Here is an 18,484-nt window from a genome sequence, read left to right as displayed (position 1 = left end):
GGCATCGCAAGGCGCCGAAGTGCCCGCAGGGCGGTTTCCTGTGGGCACTTCGGCAACGCGGCGAGGTGCCGTGCCAGACGCTCCGGGCCCGCGAAGATCCGCCGGACAGGACCTAGGTCTGTCCGGGCGGGAGCTCGTTGTGCAGGAGCGCGGCGCCCAGTGGGGTGAGGGTGTGTACGTGGTAGGCGCCGTCCCGGTGGCTGACGACCAGCCGGGCGTCCCGTAGCGCCGAGACGTGTTCACTGGCCGTGGCGGGTGCGACGCGGAAGCGGCGGGCGAGTTCGCCGGTCGTCGTGCCCGCTTCGACGGCGGCGAGGATGCCGGCGCGGGTCGGACCGAGTACCCGGGCGAGCGCGTCGACGCCGCGTCGGCGTACGCCGGCGGCCGCCCAGGTGGTCGCGTGGTCGACGGGATAGACGACCACCGGGGCCAGTTCGGGGTCGACCAGCGCGACCGGGGTGCGCCAGCAGAAGAAGGACGGGATCAGGGTGAGGCCCCGGCCGTCGAGAGCGATGTCGAGGTCGGCCGGGTAGTCGGCCTCCAGCACCAGCTCGTCACTGCTCCAACGCAGCACGGGACGCAGTGAGTCGAGCAGCCCCACGGTGCCACCCGCGGCCTGCGCCCGGACCCGTGACGCGCGGTCGGCGTCGACGGCGGCACAGATGTCGTTCCAGCCCGGTTCGACGACGGCGCCGTGAACCAGCTTCACGGCGTCACCGAGGTCGCCGAGAATGTCCGCGTCCCCCTCGGCCAACGCGGCGCACCAGCGCGGGAGCCGGGACAGCCGGGCGGCGAAGGCGAGGTCACCCGCGAGGCGCGCGGGCGGAGTTGCGCGCAGCGCCCGCAGACCGGCCGTGAGTCCTCCGGCACTTTCCGCGGGGGTGAGGAAGTCCGGGAAATAGGTGGAGTTCTCGGGAACGAGAGCACGCAGAAACGTGAGCGGCGCGCCGGCCCGCCGCTCGTTCAACTCGGTGAGGGCGGCGGCCCGCCAACGCGAATAGACCGGCAGCCCGCGCCCTTTCGGGCCCAGCTTGTGCAGACCGAGAACGGTCTCCCACAGCGGGTCGGGTTCGGTGGCGAGCCGCACCAGCCCGAGATCACGCGCGGTGAAGTGAATGCGCAGCACGGCGGCTCACCTGCGGGAGGTGGCGGGGTCGGCGACCCGGCCGAGCGGGGCCGGTGGGAACGTCGCGATGCGGTCATCGGATGTCACGGAACGCACTCTGGCCGAAAGGGACAAGGTCCGGCAAGGGACGCCACCCTGCGAACAGGCGTCGGTCAAGTCACCGAGACGGTGCGCGTGTTGCCGTTGGGGACTGACGGTGGATCAGGCGCCCGTCGTGGAGCCCGGACGCACGATCATCAGGACCACGACCACCGCCCAGAGCAGGTTGAAGACCCCTGTCAGGCCCGCCAGCCGGGCGGCGGTGCGGGACGTTTCGTCGCCGGGTGCCCCGGCCACGGACGTCTCGATCATCCTCTCCTGGCCGGGCAGGATCGCCAGCGCCAGTATCGCGGCGGCGATCGTCGTCAGCACGATCGACGTGATCAGCCACGCGTCCGTGAGGACGCCGAGCTGCGCGCCGGTGGCGAATCCGAAGACCGGGACGGCGACGCCGACGATCGCGTAACCGCTGCAGATCCGGTGCAGCAGCACCGCGGCGCCGGCGGAGCGCCCGTCATCCCCGGTCGCCTGGCGCGCGTAGCGGGGGAACAACGACGCCGCCACGGCGATCGGGCCGACCACCAGGATCGAGGCGAGGACATGGATGGAGAGCAGCAGCTTGGTCACCGCGGGCCCCTTCAGGCAGATGCGTGAATATGTTGGCTGCCAATAGGTACCACGCCAATGCGTTCTATGAGTAGGCTGGCTACCCATGAAGGCAGACGCGGTACGCGGGCATCTGGACGGACTGTTGCTGGCCGTGCTCGAACCCGGCCCGCTGCACGGCTACGCGATCATCGCGGCGGTCCAGCAGCGGAGCGAGGGCGCGCTGCAGCTCCGTACGGGCACGATCTATCCGGCCCTGAACAGGCTTGAGCGGCTGGGACTGCTCGGCAGCAGCTGGGAGTCCGTCGGCGAACGCCGCCGACGCTGCTACCGGCTGACCGACGCCGGGCGCGGCAGCCTGGAGAGCGAGCGGACTGCGTGGCGCGAGTTCACGACGGCGATCGGCTCGGTCCTGAACCCGGCCGCCGCCACCCCGCAGCCCCGGACCGCGTCATGAGCGTCCCGCGCACCAGGAACGGTGCGAGCAAGCCCGACCCCGTCGCGGACTATGTCGCGGCCCTCTCCACCGCCTTGCACGGCCCCGTCCGGGCCAAGTCCCGGATGATCCAGGAGATCCGGGACGGTCTCACCGACACGGTGGAGGCCCACACCCGGGACGGTGTGCCCCACGAAGCCGCCGCCGCCCTGGCGGTACGGGAGTTCGGCACACCGGACGAGCTGGTGCCGGGCTGCCAGCGGGAGTTGACCATCGCGCAGACCCGGCGGACCGCCCTGTCGGTCACCCTCACCGTGCCGTTCCTGATCGCCTGCTGGCATCTGATCTGGACCTCGGGCCAGAGCTGGCAGCTCCAGCAGACGGCGCAGTTGGTCGCCGTCCAACTGGCCGCCGTCGCGGCCGTCGCGACGCTCCTCACGGCCGCCGCACTCGCCGCCACCGGCGCGCTCGCGCGCAAGCTGCCGACGCCGGAGCGGCTGCCGCTGGCGGTGGCCTGGGCCGGCACGACAGCGGGTGTGGCGATGGTGGTCGCCACACTCGCGCTCGCGGTGCTGTCACCGCTGGCCACGAACTGGCCACTGGTCACGCTCGCGGCCATGGTCACCGCCCTCTCGCACGGCATGGTGGCCTCCTCCGCCCGTGCGTGCCGCCGGTGCGCGCGTCTGCCGGTGTCCTAGGGTCTGTCGTTTGGCCGAAGGTGGGATTCGGATCGCCCATACAGCCCCAGGCGTGCAATCTCGGGCTATTTAAGGGGATATCCGTAAATAGCATGGCTTCAGCCATCGCCATTCGGCATCGAGTGCACTTCAGGAGGTCTTCGTGTCAGATATCGCGGCGCAGGGAACGCCAGAACGAAGAATCACCGGGCGACGTGACGGCGGTGAGCGTTCGCGGGGAAGGGTCGCGCGGGCCTGGCTGGGATTGGCCATGCTCGCGGGCCTGACGGTCCCGCTCGCCGTGGCATCGCCCGCCGCCGCGCATGACAACCCTGCGCACCACAAGCCTTCCCACGCCTATGTCACCAACGTCGAAGACGACAACGTGTCGGTGATCAGCACCAAGACCAACACCGTCACCACCACGATCCCCGTCGGCGACCGTCCTCTCGCCGTGGCCATCACCCCGAACGGTCGCCACGCCTACGTCACCAACAACAACAGCGACAACGTGTCGGTGATCGACACCAAGACCAACCGGGTCACCACCACCATCCCCGTCGGCGACGGACCCATCGGCGTGGCCGTCACTCCTAACGGTCACCGTGTCTACGTCGCCAACTTCACCGGCGACAGCGTGTCGGTGATCGACACCAGGACCAACCGGGTCACCACGACCATCCCCGTCGGCGACGGGCCTTTCGGCGTGGCCGTCACTCCGAACGGTCACCGCGTCTACGTCGCCAACGACCTCGGCGACGACGTGTCGGTGATCGACACCAGGACCAACCGGGTCATCACCACCATCCGTGTCGGCGACGGACCCGGCAACCTGGCCGTTACCCCGAACGGTCACCGTGTCTACGTCACCAACGCCAGCAGCGACAACGTCTCGGTGATCAACACCAAGACCAACACCGTCACCACCACGATCCCCGCCGGCGACCTTCCCAACGGTGTGGCTGTCACCCCGAACGGTCACCGTGTCTACGTCACCAACCTCAACAGCGGCACCGTGTCGGTGATCGACACCAGGACCAACACCGTCACGGCCACCATCCGTGTCGGCACCTGGCCCCGGGGCGTGGCCTTCACCCCGAACGGTGACCGCGCCTACGTCGCCAACCAGCTTTCCAACACCGTTTCGGTGATCGATACAAGGACCAACACCGTCACCACCACCATCCCCGCCGGCGACGGACCTGTCGGTGTCGCTATCGCCGAGGCCTGCCGGAGTCACGTTCGGGGCTGCGGAGAAGGAGGAGCAGGGCAGTGAGGGTGTCGTCGGCGGCGGCCGGTCCGACGGCGTCCAGGAGGAGGACCAGGCCCTCCTCGCCGTCCGCGTGACCCGGGGTCACGAGAGCCGCCGCGGCGAGCTGTTCCGGAGCGCCGGACAGCGGTCGGCATGACCGCGGCCCGGGTCGGGACCTGGTCCGACCCACCCCTGTGACAGGGGTGGGTCGGACCGCTCAGGAAGCCAGTGCCGGGATGATCTCGGAGCCGTACGTGTCGATCGTCGCCTCCTTCGCGTCGTGCATGTCGTAGACCGCGAACTGGTCGACGCCCAGGGCCTTCAGTGTCTTCAGCTTCTCGATGTGCGCCTCGACCGGGCCCAGCAGACAGAAGCGGTCCACGATGTCGTCGGGCACGAAGTCCGTGGACGGGTTCCCGGCGCGGCCGTGGTGGCTGTAGTCGTAGCCCTCGCGCTGTTTGATGTACGTGGTGAGCGCGTCGGGCACCAGGTCGGAGTGCTCGCCGTAGCGGCTCACCAGATCGGCGACATGGTTGCCGACCATCCCGCCGAACCACCGGCACTGGTCGCGCGCGTGCGCGAGGTCGTCGCTCACATAGGCGGGAGCCGCGACGCAGATGGTGACGGAGTCCGGGTCGCGTCCGGCGTCGGACGCGGCCGTCCGGACCGCCTTGACCATGGTCTCGGTGAGATACGGGTCGGCGAGCTGGAGGATGAAACCGTCGGCCTTCGCGCCGGCCAGCGCCAGCGCCTTGGGCCCGTACGCGGCCATCCAGACCGGCAGCTTCCCGTCCCGCACCCACGGCAGCCGCAGCGGCTTGCCGTCGACCAACGTCTCGCGGCCCTCGGCGAGTTCACGGATGACGTCGATCGCATCGCCGAGCCGCGCGAGCGTGTTGGGCGCCCGGCCGGCGACACGCATCGCGGAGTCGCCGCGCCCGATGCCGCACACGGTGCGGTTGCCGTACATCTCGTTGAGCGTGGCGAACGTGGACGCGGTCACCTCCCAGGTCCTGGTGCCCGGGTTGGTGACCATCGGCCCGACGGTCAGTTTGGTGGTGTGTTCGAGGATGCGGCTGTAGATGACGAACGGCTCCTGCCACAGCACGGCGGAGTCGAAGGTCCAGCCGTAGCGGAAGCCGTTGCGCTCGGCGCGCCGCATGAGTCCGACGACCTCCGCCGCGGGCGGGTCGGTCTGGAGGACGAGTCCGAAGTCCATGGCGGGGCCACTCCCAACTTTCAGGTGAGGTACTGACAGGTCGAGCGGGGGGTGTAGATGCCGTGCCCCGGGCGTCCGGTGTACTTCCGGCCGTCGATGACGACCTCACCGCGCGACAGGACGGTCTCGACCTGCCCGGTGATCCGCTTCCCCTCGTACACCGAGTAGTCGACGTCCATGTGGTGCGTCTCGGCGGACAGGGTCTGTTCGGCGTGCGGGTCGTAGATGACGATGTCGGCGTCGGCGCCGGGCGCGATGGTGCCCTTCTTGGGGTAGAGGCCGAACATCCTGGCCGGGGTCGCGCAGGCGATCTCGATCCAGCGGCGCCGGCTGATGTGCCCCTCGACGACGGCCTGGTGGAGCAGATCCATCCGGTGCTCCACGCCCGGCAGCCCGTTGGGGATCTTGGAGAAGTCGCCGCGGCCCATCTCCTTCTGCCCGTTGAAGCAGAACGGGCAGTGGTCGGTGGAGACCACCTGGAGATCGTCGGTGCGCAGTCCGCGCCAGAGGGCCGCCTGGTGTTCACGGGGCCTGAGCGGCGTCGAGCAGACGTATTTGGCGCCTTCGAAGTCCGGCTCGGCGAGATTGTCGGTGGACAGGAATAGGTACTGCGGGCAGGTCTCGCCGAAGACGGGAAGTCCCATGTCGCGGGCCGCCGCCAGCTCCGCGACGGCTTCCTCGGCGGAGACGTGGACGACGTAGAGCGGCGCGTCCGCGACACGCGCGAGCTGGATCGCGCGGTGCGTCGCCTCGGCTTCCAGCAGGACCTTGCGTACTTCTCCGTGGTAGCGCGGATCGGTGCGTCCGGCGGCAAGGGCCTGCTCCACGAGGACGTCGATCGCGATGCCGTTCTCGGCGTGCATCATGATCAACCCCCCGTTGTGGGAGGCCCGTTGCATGGCGCGCAGGATCTGGCCGTCGTCGCTGTAGAAGACGCCGGGGTAGGCCATGAACAGCTTGAAGGAGGTGATGCCCTCCTGGACGAGGAGGTCCATCTCCTTGAGGGAGTGCTCGTTGACGTCGGCGAGGATCATATGGAAGCCGTAGTCGATCGCGCAGTTGCCGTCCGCTTTCGCGTACCAGGCGTCGAGCCCTTCGCGCAGCGCCTGGCCCGGCGACTGGATGGCGAAGTCCACGATGGTGGTGGTGCCGCCCCACGCGGCGGCGCGGGTGCCGGTCTCGAAGGTGTCGGCGGCGAAGGTCCCGCCGAACGGCATCTCCATGTGCGTGTGGCCGTCGACGCCGCCCGGGATGACGTACTTGCCGGTGGCGTCGATGACCCGGTCGGCGGTCCAACTCGCGGCGACGCCGGAGCCGTTGGAGGCGAGCGCGACGATACGGCCGTCCTCGGTCAGCACGTCGGCGTGGACTTCGTCGGCGGCGGTGATGACCAGACCGCCCCGGACGAGCGTGCGATTACTCATGACATGACCTCCGTGACCTGACGGAATGTGAGCGTGAGCGTCGGTGGCGTGGCTGCTGTACTCAATCGACCGGCGACCAGAACTAGACGCTGTCCAGGGCGCGTTCGAGGATCGCCGCGCCCTCCTCCGCCTCGGCGACCGTGAGGGAGAGCGGAGGCGCGATGCGCAGCACGCTGGAGTCGTGGCCGCCGCCCTTGCCGATCAGCAGGCCGCCCTCGCGGGCCGCCTCCGTCACCGCCGCTGCCGCCTCCGGGTTCGCCTCGTCGGTGCCGGGTTTCACGAGCTCGATGCCGATCATCAGCCCCCGTCCGCGTACTTCCCGTACGGCGGGGACGGTGGCCCCCACCGCGCGCAGCCGCTCGATCAGCAGGCCGCCGACGCGGCGCGCGTTGCCGGGGAGGTCGTGTTCCAGGAGGTACGTGAGGTTGGCGACGCCCGCCGCCATCGTGACCGGGCTGCCGCCGAAGGTCGAAATGGAGTTGGTGTCCAGGCAGTTCATGATCTCGGCGCGGGCGACGACACCGCCGACGGACATGCCGTTGCCGATGCCCTTGGCGAAGGTGAGGATGTCCGGCGGGCCGTTGTCGGCGTGCGCCTGCCAGCCCCAGAAGTGCTCGCCGGTACGGCCCCAGCCGGTCTGCACCTCGTCGCTGATCCACAGGATGCCGTGTCGGTCGAGGACTTCGCGGAACGCGGCGTACAGACCGTCGGGCGGTGAGGTGAACCCGCCGACGCCCTGGATCGGTTCGGCGATCAGCGCGGCCGGCGTGCGGGTGTGTCCGAGCAGGTCCTCCAGATCGGCCACGCACGCCGCGATGAACTCGGCGTCGGACAGGTGCGCGTACGGGCCCCTGGTGCGGACGCCGCCGTGCACGTAGAGCGTCTGGAGCGGCGAGAGGCTCGTCGGGGACCAGCCGCTGTTGCCGGTGATGGCCACGGTGGAGAAGGACCGGCCGTGGTAGCTGTTGCGCATCGCCAGGATCTGGTTGGAGCGGCGGTACGCGGTGGCGAGCAGCAGCGCGGTGTCGTTGGCCTCGGTGCCCGAGGTGGTGACGAAGACCCGGGCGTCCGGGATGCCGGAGAGATGGGCGACGCGCTCGGCGAACTCGACCATCGGGCGGTTGAGGTAGAGCGTGGAGGAGTGGATGAGCCGCCCGGCCTGTTCGCTCACCGCCTTGGTGACCTCGGGGAGGGCGTGGGCGGTCATGGTGGTGAGGATGCCGCCGAAGAAGTCGAGATAGCGGTTGCCGTCGGCGTCCCAGACGTGCCGGCCCTCGCCGTGGGTGAGTTCGACGGGCCGCCGGTAGTAGAGCGCCAGCCAGTCGGGCAGGACGGCACGGTGCCGGTCGTACAGGTCGGTGGCCGGCGGCTGGACGGGCGCTCGATGGGACGGGGCGGAGGCGGCGGAACCGGCGGCCGGACCGGCGGCGGCCTGCGCATCGGACGTACCGGCGGGCGTACCCGCGGGCGCTTCGGTCACGGTTGCACCAGCCCCTCGTACGCGTCCGGGCGGCGGTCCCGGTAGAACGCCCACTGCTGGCGCACCTCGTCGATGACCCCGAAGTCCAGGTCCCTGACGACCAGTTCCTCGGCTTTGTCGCTCGCGGTCTCGCCGACGAACTGGCCGCGCGGGTCGACGAAGTACGACGTCCCGTAGAAGTCGTTGTCGCCGTACTCCTCCTGGCCGACGCGGTTGATCGCGGCGATGAAGTACTCGTTGGCGACGGCGGCGGCGGGCTGCTCCAGCTGCCACAGATAGCTGGAGAGACCGCGCGAGGTGGCCGAGGGGTTGTAGACCAGTTCGGCGCCGTTCAGGCCGAGTTGGCGCCAGCCCTCCGGGAAGTGCCGGTCGTAGCAGATGTATACGCCGATCTTGCCCACGGCGGTGTCGAAGACGGGCCAGCCCGCGTTGCCCGGCTTGAAGTAGTACTTCTCCCAGAAGCCCTTGACCTGCGGGATGTGGTGCTTGCGGTACTTGCCGAGATACGTGCCGTCGGCGTCGATCACGGCCGCGGTGTTGTAGTAGAACCCTGACTGCTCGACCTCGAAGACCGGCACGACGACGACCATTCCGGTCTCCTGCGCGAGGGCGCGCATCCGGGTCACGGTCGGCCCGTCGGGGACCGGTTCGGCCCACCGGTAGTGCTCAGGCTCCTGCACCTGGCAGAAGTAGGGGGCGTTGAACACCTCCTGGAAGCCGATGACCTTGGCGCCTTGCCGGGCCGCCTCGCGGGCGTGGTCCTCATGCTTGGCGATCATGGATTCGGTTTCGCCGGTCCAGGTCGCCTGGACGAGTGCGGCGCGTACGACTCTGGCCACGAGCTGCTCCTTCGGCGGGAAGGTCGGGCTTTGTTCTCGGGCTTTCTACGCCCGTAGATACGGTGCGTAGGAGGAGAACCTAAGCCCGCCGTCCCACCGGGGCAAGACCATCGCTGTCAAGCCGCTGAGTCGATCATGTTTCGCACCCGGCCGGTCCACAGATGGCCCAAGGCGTGTCCGGACGGTCCGTTCCGGACGGGTCCGGCGTCAGCCGCTGATCCCCGCGCTCCGCAGCGCGCGGGCGAGATCACGCTCGTGGGTGGTGGAGACGCCCCGGGCCGCCTCGATCAGCCGCGGTACCAGCCGGGGAGGGTCCACGGCGGCGATCGACGCCGCGTCCTCGGGCGTACGGGCCCGGACGAAGGCCCCGAGCAGCGCCTGGACCTCCTGGGCGCGGCCCGCGTCGCCGAGGGCGACGACCGCGTGGGCGATGTCCTCGGCGGACCGGGACACGCCCTGGCGCAGCAGTACGCCGCAGTCCGCGTCGCGGCCGGCCATCGCGAGCGCCCCCGCAGCCGCGGCGAGTCTGTCGGGCGGCAGGGACGACACCTCCCAGAGCACCGATGCCCAGTCGGCGCCCAGTTCGGCGCGGTGCAACTCGGCTGCGAGGAAGGGCAGTTGTTCGGCGGGCCCGGCGGCGGCCTCGTAGATGACGACATGCGCCTCACCGCTGCGGCCTGCCGCGCGCAGCCCGACGAGCACGGCCACCGTGTCGAGCGCGGCGCGGCGTGCCTCGGACTGCTGCCGGGTCATTCCGGCGTCCGGTCCCTCCTTGCGGTCCCGCTCGGAGCCGGGAGCACCGCCGAAACGGGCGCCGCGGGGCGGCGCGGTGGCGGCGGGCGGGACGAGGGGGGTGGCCGAGGGATCGGCGCCTTCGGTGAAGGCGAAGCGCGCGCCCCGCTGCTTGCGCAGCTTGCGGCGCGGGGCGGGCACCTGCGCCATCTCCGGTGAATCGTCCGCGCCGACGGCGGGGTTGGAGCCGGTGTCGCCCGCGTCGCCGAAACCACGGCGGCTGTCCGCGCCGTCGGCGGAGCCGGCCTCACCGGTCCGGCCCGGCTCCGGGCGGAACCATTCGTCGGGCATGGCCGGGCGACCGCGCTCGGGGCGGCCGAAGACCGACTGGTCGTCCGCCGCCGGCGCCTCGGCCCGGTACCACCCGTCGGCGGACGTGGGTCTCGCCTCTGGCGCGGCGTGCGCCGGAGATGGCGCGCGCGGAGCGGGTGCGCCGCGGCCGGATTCCGCGTCCGCCGGTACGTTCGGCCGGGCGGCGACGGCCGCGAGGCGTTCGCTCAGTTCGGTGCAGCGTGCCGTGGCGCGCGCGTAGTCGTCGCGGACCCAGGCCAGATCGTATTCGAGCTGATCCGACTCGGGCGAACCCTCGCCGGCCAGCCGGAGGCGGCGCATGACCTCGTCGGCCCGGCCCGCCGCCGCGGCCTGTTCGTGCCGCATCAGCCGCAGCCGCTCGTTGAGCGCGTCGGGGCCGCCGGGGAGGCGGTCGTGCGCGGCGGCGGACGCGGCGTGCAGCCTGCTCGCGCGGGCGGTCTCGCGGTCGACCGGACGGTTCTCGTGGCTGGCGGCGAGATCGTGGAGCAGCGACTCCACCACGTCCCAGGGGGGTACTTCGGCGCCGTCCAGACAGGCCCTGAGCCCCTCGGGGTCGCGCTGCCTGAACACCGCGTACCAGCCGCCGTCCGGGTCGAGGAGCGCCGTCATCCCTCGGAAGTACCGCGCGAATGCCCCGATCTCCGCCGGAAGTTCATGCCTCGTCATCGCTGTCTTTCCCGCCCCTGCCCTGCTGCGCACTGCCGTAAGGGAACCGTCCGGCCCGCCGGCATGAAACCGCAGCCGTGTTACGTGACGGCTACGCGGGGTTGTCGCGCACGGTGCGGTGCGATCACTCAAGTATGGCTTCAGCGGGTGTTCGACGTCACGTTTCCGAGGAAAAAATGTGGTGAGACGTCAAGGTTCTTTCACAAGTCGGCGCGCCGGACACAGGTCAGAAACTGATGGCGATTCCCGTGTGCACGCGCTTCCCGCGCCGTACGAGCGCGGCCGGCCGGGCGACGAGCCAGAACTGCCAGGTGTACTTGCGGGCAAGGAGTCTGTTGATCCGGGCGAGCCCGTCACCCTCCAGCAGCCGGGCCGTCCCCTTGGCGCTCGCCGCGCCCGGCGTGATGCGTCCGCGCACGTCACAGGCGGTCACGACGACACTGCTGTTGTTCCGTATCCGCTTGATCTTCCAGGCGTCGCTACGGCTGTAGATGAACAACTCACCGCCGTCCACGGCGTGCCAGACCGGAGTGTCGACTCCGGTGCCGTCCTTGCGGTAGGTGGTGAGGCTGACATAGCGGCTGCGTCCGAGCGCGTCGAGAGTCACGGCGCCGAGCCTACGCCGTGCGGGCGGGAAAGCCTCCGCGGCGACCGGGATCCGAAACGCTGCCGCCCACGTGGCGCCGCTCAGGCGGGCAGTGGCGAGCAGGCCGCGGCGACCTCGTCCATCGACAGTCCCAGCGCCCCGGCGAGCGCCGCGACGGTGAAGAAGGCGGGTGTCGGGGCGCGGCCGGTCTCGATCTTGCGCAGCGTCTCGGGCGAGAGTCCGGCGACGGCCGCGATCTCCACCATGCTGCGCGGTCCGCGCGCCTCGCGGAGCAGCCGGCCCAGCCGCTCGCCGCGCTCGCGCTCTTCGGGGGTCAGGGGGGTGCGTACCATGCCGTCATTGTAATACCGGAAGCAAGCGGTATAGTTATTGGAATGGTAGAGATCAAAACGGACGCGTCCCTGGACGCCATGCGCGTCGCGGGCCGGATCGTCGCACAAGCGCTCACCGCGGTACGGGAGCGGGCCGCCGTCGGCGTGACCCTGCGGGAGCTGGACCTGGTCGCCCGCGCGGTGCTGACCGATGCGGCGGCGGGCTCGCCCTTCCTCGACTACCGCCCCTCCTGGGCGCCGGTCCCCTTCCCGGCCGTCATCTGCGCGTCGGTCAACGACACGATCGTGCACGGCATCCCCGGCGACCACGCGCTGCGCGACGGCGACCTCGTCAGCATCGACTGCGGTGCCTCGGCGGGCGGCTGGGTCGGTGACTCGGCGATCAGCTTCACCGTGGGCCGGGCCCGCCCGGAGGACACCCGGCTCGTCGACACGGCCTTCGAGGCCCTGGACGCGGGTATCGCGGCGGCCCTCGTCGGCAACCGCGTGGGCGACATCGCCCACGCGATCGGACGCGTCTGCCGCGCCGCCGGCTACGGGATCCCGGACGGCTTCGGCGGCCACGGCGTCGGCCGCACCATGCACGAGGACCCGGGCGTGCCCAACGAGGGCAGGCCCGGCAGGGGCATGCCGCTGCGCCACGGCATGGTGCTGGCGATCGAGCCGATGCTGATCGCGAGCGGGAGCGACGACCACTACACGGCGAGCGACGGCTGGTCGATCCGTACGTCGGACGGCAGCCGCGCGGCGCACGCCGAGCACACGGTGGCGATCACGGACGAGGGCCCGCGGATCCTGACACAGCTCTGACGGGGTTCGCGACCTGGGCCGTGTCTTCGAAGTAGCGCCGTCCGCCTGCCAGGCGGGACTTCGAAGACACGGCCCAGGCGCGTACGGCGCCGCCCCTCGCCGGGGCGGCGCCGTGCGCGTTCTCGCCTCGCGCGTTACCGGCGTCCGGCCGGGTGCACCACCATCGCGGAGCCGCCGCCCCTGCGGTCCTTCTCCGCCGCCGCCAGCCAGCGGCCGTCCGGCAGCCGCTGAACGCCGGTCGCCGCGCCGATCTCCGGGTTCCTGGTGAACGCGTGTCCCAGTGCTTCGAGTTGGGCGCGCAACGGGCTGTCGTACAGCCCCGGCTCCAGCTCCGTCGCCGCCGCGTTGCGCTGGCTCGCGCGCGGCGCCGCGATCGCGTCGACCAGCGGCAGACCCCGGTCGAGATGACCGGTGAGCGTCTGGAGCACGGTCGTGATGATCGTCGCGCCGCCCGGGGAGCCGAGCGCCAGGAGCGGGCGGTCACGCTCGTCGAGCACGATCGTCGGGGAGATGGACGACCTCGGCCTCTTGCCGGGGCCGGGCAGGTTCGGGTCGTGGACGGCCGGGTTCGCCGCGGCGAACGAGAAGTCCGTCAGCTCGTTGTTGAGGAGGAAGCCCCGCCCGGGAACGGTGATGCCGCTGCCGCCCGTCGACTCGATCGTCAGTGTGTACGCGACGACGTTGCCCCACTTGTCGGCGGCCGTCAGATGGGTGGTGTTCTCCCCCTCGTACGTCGTGGGCGCCGCCGTACCGCCCGCCGCGCACGCCACCGGCTTCGACGGGTCACCGGGCGCGAGCGGGCTCTTCAGCACCGCGTCGTCCTTGATGAGGCATTCCCGGGAGTCGGCGAACCGCTGCGACAGCAGGCCCTTGGTGGGGACGTCCTCGAAGGCGGGGTCACCCAGCCAGCGGCCCCGGTCGGCGAAGGCGATGCGGCTCGCCTCGATGAAGCGGTGCAGATACTTCTCCTGCGAGGCGTCCGAGAGGTCCGTGCGCTCAAGGATGTTGAGCGCCTCGCCGACGCTCGTGCCGCCGGAGGAGGACGGCGCCATGCCGTACACGTCGAGCCCCCGGTAGGAGACCTTCGTCGGCGCCTGGCGCTTGGTCCGGTACGCGGCCAGGTCCTCGGTCGTCAGATCGCCCGGCCGGACCTTGCGTGTGGCGTCCGGGTCGACGGGCGGGGTGCGGACGGTGCGCACGATGTCGCGGGCGAGGTCGCCCCGGTAGAGCGCGCCGGTGCCGCGCCGGCCCAGCTCCGCGTACGTACGCGCCAGGTCGGGGTTCTTGAACACCGAGCCGGTCACCGGGAGTTCACCGCCGGGCAGGAACAGCTCGGCGCTGGCGGGGAAGTCGGCGAACCGCGCCTGGTTCGAGGCGGTCTGGGAGCGGAACGTCTCGTCGACGGTGAAACCGTCCTTCGCCAGCCGTTCGGCGGGCTTCAGCAACTCCCGCAGCGAGGCGCTCCCCCAGGAGTCGAGCGCCGTCTCCCAGGTCGCCGGGGTACCGGGCGTACCGACACCGAGTCCGCTCGTCATCCCCTCCGCGAAGGGGATCGGCTTGCCGTCCTCCTGGAAGAGGGTGGCGTCGGCCGACTTGGGGGCGGTCTCGCGGCCGTCGATGGTGTGGACGGAGCGGGACCTGGCGTCGTAGTAGACGAAGTAGCCGCCACCGCCGATGCCGGCGGAGTAGGGCTCGGTGACGCCGAGAGCGGCGGCGGTCGCCACCGCGGCGTCGACGGCGTTGCCGCCGCGCCGCAGCACCTCGATGCCGGCGGCGGATGCGTCCTTGTCGACGCTCGACACCGCCCCGCCGTAGCCGACGGCGACCGGTGATTTGACGGGGGTCTTGGTGACCGATGAGGGTGAGAAGGAGGGCGCCGACGGCGGGGCGGCAGCCCCCACCGAGAGCATCGCGGCGGTGAGAGCCACGATCGAGACGTTACGTGCGGCGAGGCGGGGCATCTGTACCTCCGGGGGACATCCGTCCGGGGAGCGTAACTTCACCACTCGCGCCCCGCCAGAACCACTAGAACTCCTCCGGCGGATCTTCGCGGATAAGGCCGGGACAGGACCTGGCCTCCAGGCCGGTGCGGGATGTCCGTCGTGGCGCCGTGCCGCTAAAGTGCGCGCCCATGACTGACGACGTACGCAACATCGTTCTCGGGGTGCTCGCCGCCGGTGTCTCCGCCTTCCTCGGCTGGTTCGCCCGTACGTATCTCTGGCGCCGCAAACTCAGGCGGAAGCAGGCGTTCTTCGGGCTGCCCGGCAACTCCGAATGCCTGCTGGTCGTCAACCGGGAGGCGGGCGGGGACGGTGCCGTCCACCGTCATGACGTCTTCGCTCTTCTTGAGATATCCGCGCTGATCAAGGACTGCGGCGCGCACGCCCAGATAGTCCAGCACGACTCGGCGCAGCAGGGGTTCGGTGAGCGGACGGAGTTCTGCCTCGGCGGCCCCGCGTCGAACCGCCGGATGGCCGCCCATCTCTCCTCGCTGCTGCCCGGCGTCAAGATCAACACGGATCCGGATCCTGGCCCGGACCGCGGGGCGTTCCAGATCGGCAGCGAGCGCTACCGGGTGGACCCCGGTGTGGCGGAGTACGTCATCCTGGCGCGGCTGACCGCCGGTCAGGACTCCCGGCCGGTCTTCCTCTTCTGCGGACAGCGGGCCATCACCAACCAGGCGGCCTCGCGCTATCTGGCCAAGCACCACGAGAAGCTGGCGCGCAAGCACGGACGCGACACATTCTGTCTGCTGCTCAAGGTGGTCAACTCGCAGGCGTACGGCCCCGATGTGGTCGAGCTGGTCGCGGATGTCACCAGGGCGGCGCGGGAGCCCGCACCGGCCGCACGCACCTCGCACCGGGCGTCAAGCTGACGGGGTCCGGCGGGCGGGACCGCGGGAGGGGGGACCGCGGGAAGGGTGCCGGGGGAACGGGGCCGCAGGAACGGGCCTGCGGGAACGGCCGGAAGAAGGGGAGAGCGGCGCCCTCGTCGTGCCTCACGACGACGCGGGCCCGCTCCATGTCGGACACGGCCCCTCCCGGCACGCAGCTGACCTTCTCCCCGGCCGCGCCCGACCCATGGTGCCTGTCGGTCCCGCGGCGCGAGAAGTGATCCCCGGCTGCTGCCGGAGGGTCCTCCCGCGAGTGGCGGGAGGCGGGCCATGTCCCTTGAGCTACCGCGCGTCGGGCGGCGGCGGGACCATCCCCGCGTGCGTGGAGCACGGCGGACGCGTACGGAGCACCGGGCGGTACCCGAGACCGTCGCGACATCCGTGGCCTCTGCGGGCAAGACCACCGTCACCATGGGGATGAACGGCAAATCGTAGTCCAGATCCGCCGCGATGAGCTCGCCCGCGTACCCGAACTCCCGGACCGGGAGATCCCGTCGGGGTTATGTGGATGATTTGTGGATCGCGCTGCGGCTCCCGCCGCGGACTGCCCGTCGGACCGTGGTCGACGGCCATACACTGCCCTCCCCGTTCTCGGCTCTGTCGAGGTCAGCGCAAACTATCCAGCGCACCAAGGGACTTCACGCCCGACACGCATAAATCGGGCATAAGCCGTATTAACGACCGGGTGGCGCGGTTCGCCGGTCAGGCCTCGGACGCTTCCGCGTACACCTGTGACAGTTCGGGCGCGCCACTGACGGCCCAGTCGAGACCGGCCTCCACGACCTGGATCTCCCGGCCGGAGACGAGCCGTACGACGGGATGACCGCCGGGCCAGATGTGCCAGGCCGCCCCCTTGACCGTACGGACGATGACGGTGCCGAGATACAGCCCCGCGTCGTTGCCCAGCCAGGGCAACTCCTCCGGGTCGTCGCGCCAGCGCGGGGGCAGTTGGTCCAGAGCCTCCAACGAGGCCGGGGAATCGTCCAGTTCGAGTCCGGACTGCGCCGCCCGGACACGCAGCAGCTCGCACTCCGACAGCAGTTCCGCCACGCCCTCCGCGTCATCCCCGACGACGGACGCCTGCGCGACCCCCTCGTCCGCGCTGTTCTTTTTGCGCCAGTTGTCCAAGAAAGGGATGTTCATACCACTCAGCCTGCCATTTCCCCGTGCCCGCGCACCTCAGGGCACGCGGGCGGTATCAGAGGCAGAATGCCCACGGCCAGACCCGCCGATGCCGACCGCGTCCCCCGGAACATCAGAGGTCGAGATCCACGACGACCGGGGCGTGGTCCGAGGCACCCTTGCCCTTGCGCTCCTCACGGTCGACATAACTGTCCTTGACGGCAGCGGTGAAGGGCCCGTTGCCGTAGACGAGGTCGATTCGCATACCCCGGTTCTTCGGGAACCGGAGTTCACGGTAGTCCCAGAAAGTGTACGGCTGGTCGTACTTGAGCGGGCGCGGCATCACATCGGACAGACCACCGTCACGGAGGGCCGCCAGCGCCGCACGCTCGGCGGGTGTCACATGGGTGGCGCCCTCGAACAGCGCCGGGTCCCACACGTCCTGGTCGGTCGGCGCGACGTTGAAGTCGCCGAGGACGGCGAACGGCCTCTCCCCCGCGCTGTCCTCGGCCACCGCCGTGCGCAGCGCCTCCAGCCAGCGCAGCTTGTACGCGTAGTGCTCGTGCGTGACCTCGCGGCCGTTGGGCACATACACCGACCAGATCCCGACGCCGCCACAGGTCGCCGAGATGGCGCGGGGCTCCTCGACACCCTCGTACTCCGGGCCGCCGGGCAGGCCCTTGACGACATCGTCCAGACCGACGCGGGAGATCAGCGCCACGCCGTTCCATCTCCCCGAGGCGTTGACCTCCGACTCGTAACCCAGCTCGCGCAGGGCGTCGGAGGGGAACTGCTCCAGGGTGCTCTTGGTCTCCTGGACGCACAGCACGTCCGTGCCCGTGCTCTCCAGCCAGGCCAGCAGCCGGGGCAGCCGGGCGGTGATCGAATTGACATTCCAGGTGGCGATGCGCATGCACAACAGCCTATCGGCGGGGTCTGACAGTCACCCTCGCGACCGTCCCTCTTCAGGCTCGCGACCGTCCCTCTTCAGGAGGTCACAGGTCGGTGGCCTCACCGGGGGCGAGCCTGCTGTGCCCGCCGCCCCCGAGGCGGTCGAGCATGCCGTCGTACAGAGGCCGCGCCAGATCGGTGAGCAGCGCGTCGTGGATGTCGAAGCTGCGCCGCGGCTTGACCTCGCGTACGTAGTCGATCACCTCGGAGATCTTGTTCCAGGGCGCGTGCACGGGGAGCATCAGCGTCTCGACCGACCGGCCGGGGACGGTGAGCGCGTCGCCGGGGTGGAAGAGCGAACCGTCCACCAGATAGCCGACGTTGGTGATCCGCGGGATGTCGGGATGGATCACCGCGTGGAGTTCCCCGTGCACCTCCACGTCGTAACCGGCCGCCGTGAAGGTGTCGCCGTGGCCCACGGTGTGCACCCGGCCCGGAAAGGCCCCCGACAGCTTGTCCGAGACACTGCGCAGAGTCCAGATCTCGGCCGCCGGGTTGCTTTCGAGGGCGGCCCGCAGCCGGCCTTCCTCGAAGTGGTCGGGGTGCTCGTGCGTGACGAGAACGGCGTCAGCGCCGATCGCCGCGTCCTCCTCACTGAAGACGCCGGGATCGATGACAAGCGTCCGCCCGTCCTTCTCCAGTCGGACGCAGGAGTGGGACTTCTTGGTGAGCTTCACCGTGATCACCTCGTGTCGCGGGTTCCTGGGCGGTGTTCCGTACGACACCGGCATCGCACCCTCCCATGGTCGACATCCGCCTCCAGGACGGCAAACGGGCGGGCCGGGGCACTCTCGCCGGCTGTCGGGCTAGGGTCTGTCGTTTGGATCAGGCCGGATCAGGGAGCGCCCGCCGCGGCAGCGGCTGATGTCCCGTTGGTGCGTGCGGTCGCAAGGCGGAGGAG

General features: G+C 70.5%; 18 protein-coding genes. 5 read left to right on the top strand and 13 right to left on the bottom strand.

The features are described 5' to 3' along the window. Positions 1-112 precede the first annotated feature (112 nt). Both ACFWV8_RS36550 and ACFWV8_RS36545 read right to left on the bottom strand, forming a co-directional pair. Positions 113-1,126, bottom strand: coding sequence for an ArsR/SmtB family transcription factor (locus tag ACFWV8_RS36550; RefSeq protein ID WP_384214517.1), 1,014 nt, complete (start codon positions 1,124-1,126; stop codon positions 113-115). A 201-nt stretch (positions 1,127-1,327) separates the two neighbouring features. Further along, positions 1,328-1,792: a DUF2269 family protein gene (locus tag ACFWV8_RS36545; RefSeq protein ID WP_384214513.1), complete on the bottom strand. Its 465-nt coding sequence runs from the start codon at positions 1,790-1,792 to the stop codon at positions 1,328-1,330. An 85-nt stretch (positions 1,793-1,877) separates the two neighbouring features. Between ACFWV8_RS36545 and ACFWV8_RS36540 the strand changes: the two genes are divergently transcribed. The 3 genes from ACFWV8_RS36540 (at position 1,878) to ACFWV8_RS36530 (ending at position 4,160) form a co-directional block, all read left to right on the top strand. Continuing rightward, positions 1,878-2,228 carry a helix-turn-helix transcriptional regulator gene (locus tag ACFWV8_RS36540; RefSeq protein ID WP_384214511.1) on the top strand — a complete coding sequence of 117 codons (351 nt, stop codon included), beginning with the start codon at positions 1,878-1,880 and terminating at the stop codon, positions 2,226-2,228. Further along, positions 2,225-2,905 (top strand): permease prefix domain 1-containing protein, encoded by a 681-nt coding sequence (locus ACFWV8_RS36535; protein ID WP_384214509.1) that lies wholly within the window; start codon positions 2,225-2,227, stop codon positions 2,903-2,905. Before ACFWV8_RS36540 ends, ACFWV8_RS36535 begins: the two co-directional genes overlap by 4 nt. 142 nt (positions 2,906-3,047) lie before the next feature. Then, complete coding sequence (locus ACFWV8_RS36530; protein WP_384214506.1) at positions 3,048-4,160, top strand: beta-propeller fold lactonase family protein; 1,113 nt, start codon at positions 3,048-3,050, stop codon at positions 4,158-4,160. Positions 4,161-4,353: 193 nt separating this feature from the next. Here the strand turns inward: ACFWV8_RS36530 and ACFWV8_RS36525 are convergent, their stop codons facing one another. The 7 genes from ACFWV8_RS36525 to ACFWV8_RS36495 form a co-directional block, all read right to left on the bottom strand. Next, positions 4,354-5,355: a TIGR03842 family LLM class F420-dependent oxidoreductase gene (locus ACFWV8_RS36525; protein WP_384214504.1), complete on the bottom strand. Its 1,002-nt coding sequence runs from the start codon at positions 5,353-5,355 to the stop codon at positions 4,354-4,356. A gap of 20 nt (positions 5,356-5,375) precedes the next feature. Then, positions 5,376-6,779, bottom strand: coding sequence for a dihydropyrimidinase (gene hydA, locus ACFWV8_RS36520; RefSeq protein ID WP_384214502.1), 1,404 nt, complete (start codon positions 6,777-6,779; stop codon positions 5,376-5,378). A gap of 82 nt (positions 6,780-6,861) precedes the next feature. Then, positions 6,862-8,133, bottom strand: a complete 1,272-nt coding sequence (locus tag ACFWV8_RS36515) for an aspartate aminotransferase family protein (RefSeq protein WP_384214521.1) — start codon at positions 8,131-8,133, stop codon at positions 6,862-6,864. Positions 8,134-8,255: 122 nt separating this feature from the next. Beyond that, positions 8,256-9,098 carry a nitrilase-related carbon-nitrogen hydrolase gene (locus tag ACFWV8_RS36510; RefSeq protein ID WP_384214500.1) on the bottom strand — a complete coding sequence of 281 codons (843 nt, stop codon included), beginning with the start codon at positions 9,096-9,098 and terminating at the stop codon, positions 8,256-8,258. Positions 9,099-9,305: 207 nt separating this feature from the next. Continuing rightward, the gene (locus tag ACFWV8_RS36505; RefSeq protein ID WP_384214498.1) at positions 9,306-10,868 is read right to left on the bottom strand and encodes a hypothetical protein; all 1,563 of its coding nucleotides are present in this window, start codon (positions 10,866-10,868) and stop codon (positions 9,306-9,308) included. Between the two features lie 226 nt (positions 10,869-11,094). After that, on the bottom strand, positions 11,095-11,475 hold the full coding sequence (locus ACFWV8_RS36500; protein ID WP_384214496.1) for a PPOX class F420-dependent oxidoreductase: 381 nt from the start codon (positions 11,473-11,475) through the stop codon (positions 11,095-11,097). Positions 11,476-11,555: 80 nt separating this feature from the next. Then, positions 11,556-11,807 carry a helix-turn-helix domain-containing protein gene (locus ACFWV8_RS36495; RefSeq protein WP_189106736.1) on the bottom strand — a complete coding sequence of 84 codons (252 nt, stop codon included), beginning with the start codon at positions 11,805-11,807 and terminating at the stop codon, positions 11,556-11,558. A 42-nt stretch (positions 11,808-11,849) separates the two neighbouring features. On the opposite strand from ACFWV8_RS36495, the gene map reads away from it, so the two are divergent. Then, entirely contained in the window at positions 11,850-12,617 is a 768-nt protein-coding gene (gene map, locus ACFWV8_RS36490; protein ID WP_384214494.1) for a type I methionyl aminopeptidase, read from the top strand. A gap of 134 nt (positions 12,618-12,751) precedes the next feature. On the opposite strand, the gene ggt is transcribed toward map, so the two are convergent. After that, on the bottom strand, positions 12,752-14,578 hold the full coding sequence (gene ggt, locus ACFWV8_RS36485; protein ID WP_384214492.1) for a gamma-glutamyltransferase: 1,827 nt from the start codon (positions 14,576-14,578) through the stop codon (positions 12,752-12,754). Between the two features lie 170 nt (positions 14,579-14,748). On the opposite strand from ggt, the gene ACFWV8_RS36480 reads away from it, so the two are divergent. Next, positions 14,749-15,492 (top strand): hypothetical protein, encoded by a 744-nt coding sequence (locus tag ACFWV8_RS36480; RefSeq protein WP_329379380.1) that lies wholly within the window; start codon positions 14,749-14,751, stop codon positions 15,490-15,492. Positions 15,493-16,212: 720 nt separating this feature from the next. On the opposite strand, the gene ACFWV8_RS36475 is transcribed toward ACFWV8_RS36480, so the two are convergent. From ACFWV8_RS36475 to ACFWV8_RS36465, 3 genes are all read right to left on the bottom strand, one after another. Next, positions 16,213-16,653 (bottom strand): DUF6278 family protein, encoded by a 441-nt coding sequence (locus ACFWV8_RS36475; RefSeq protein WP_384214490.1) that lies wholly within the window; start codon positions 16,651-16,653, stop codon positions 16,213-16,215. A 112-nt stretch (positions 16,654-16,765) separates the two neighbouring features. Beyond that, a complete protein-coding gene (locus ACFWV8_RS36470) occupies positions 16,766-17,545 on the bottom strand; it encodes an exodeoxyribonuclease III (protein ID WP_329379384.1) in 780 nt (259 codons plus the stop codon). Positions 17,546-17,627: 82 nt separating this feature from the next. Beyond that, positions 17,628-18,260 (bottom strand): MBL fold metallo-hydrolase, encoded by a 633-nt coding sequence (locus ACFWV8_RS36465; protein WP_384214487.1) that lies wholly within the window; start codon positions 18,258-18,260, stop codon positions 17,628-17,630. Positions 18,261-18,484 lie beyond the last annotated feature (224 nt).

The sequence above is a fragment of the Streptomyces sp. NPDC058665 genome (genome assembly GCF_042714995.1).
In the GTDB taxonomy this organism is placed as follows: Bacteria; Actinomycetota; Actinomycetes; order Streptomycetales; family Streptomycetaceae; genus Streptomyces.
Note: the sequence above shows the minus strand (reverse complement) of the source record. Positions and strands in the feature narration are given on the sequence as shown.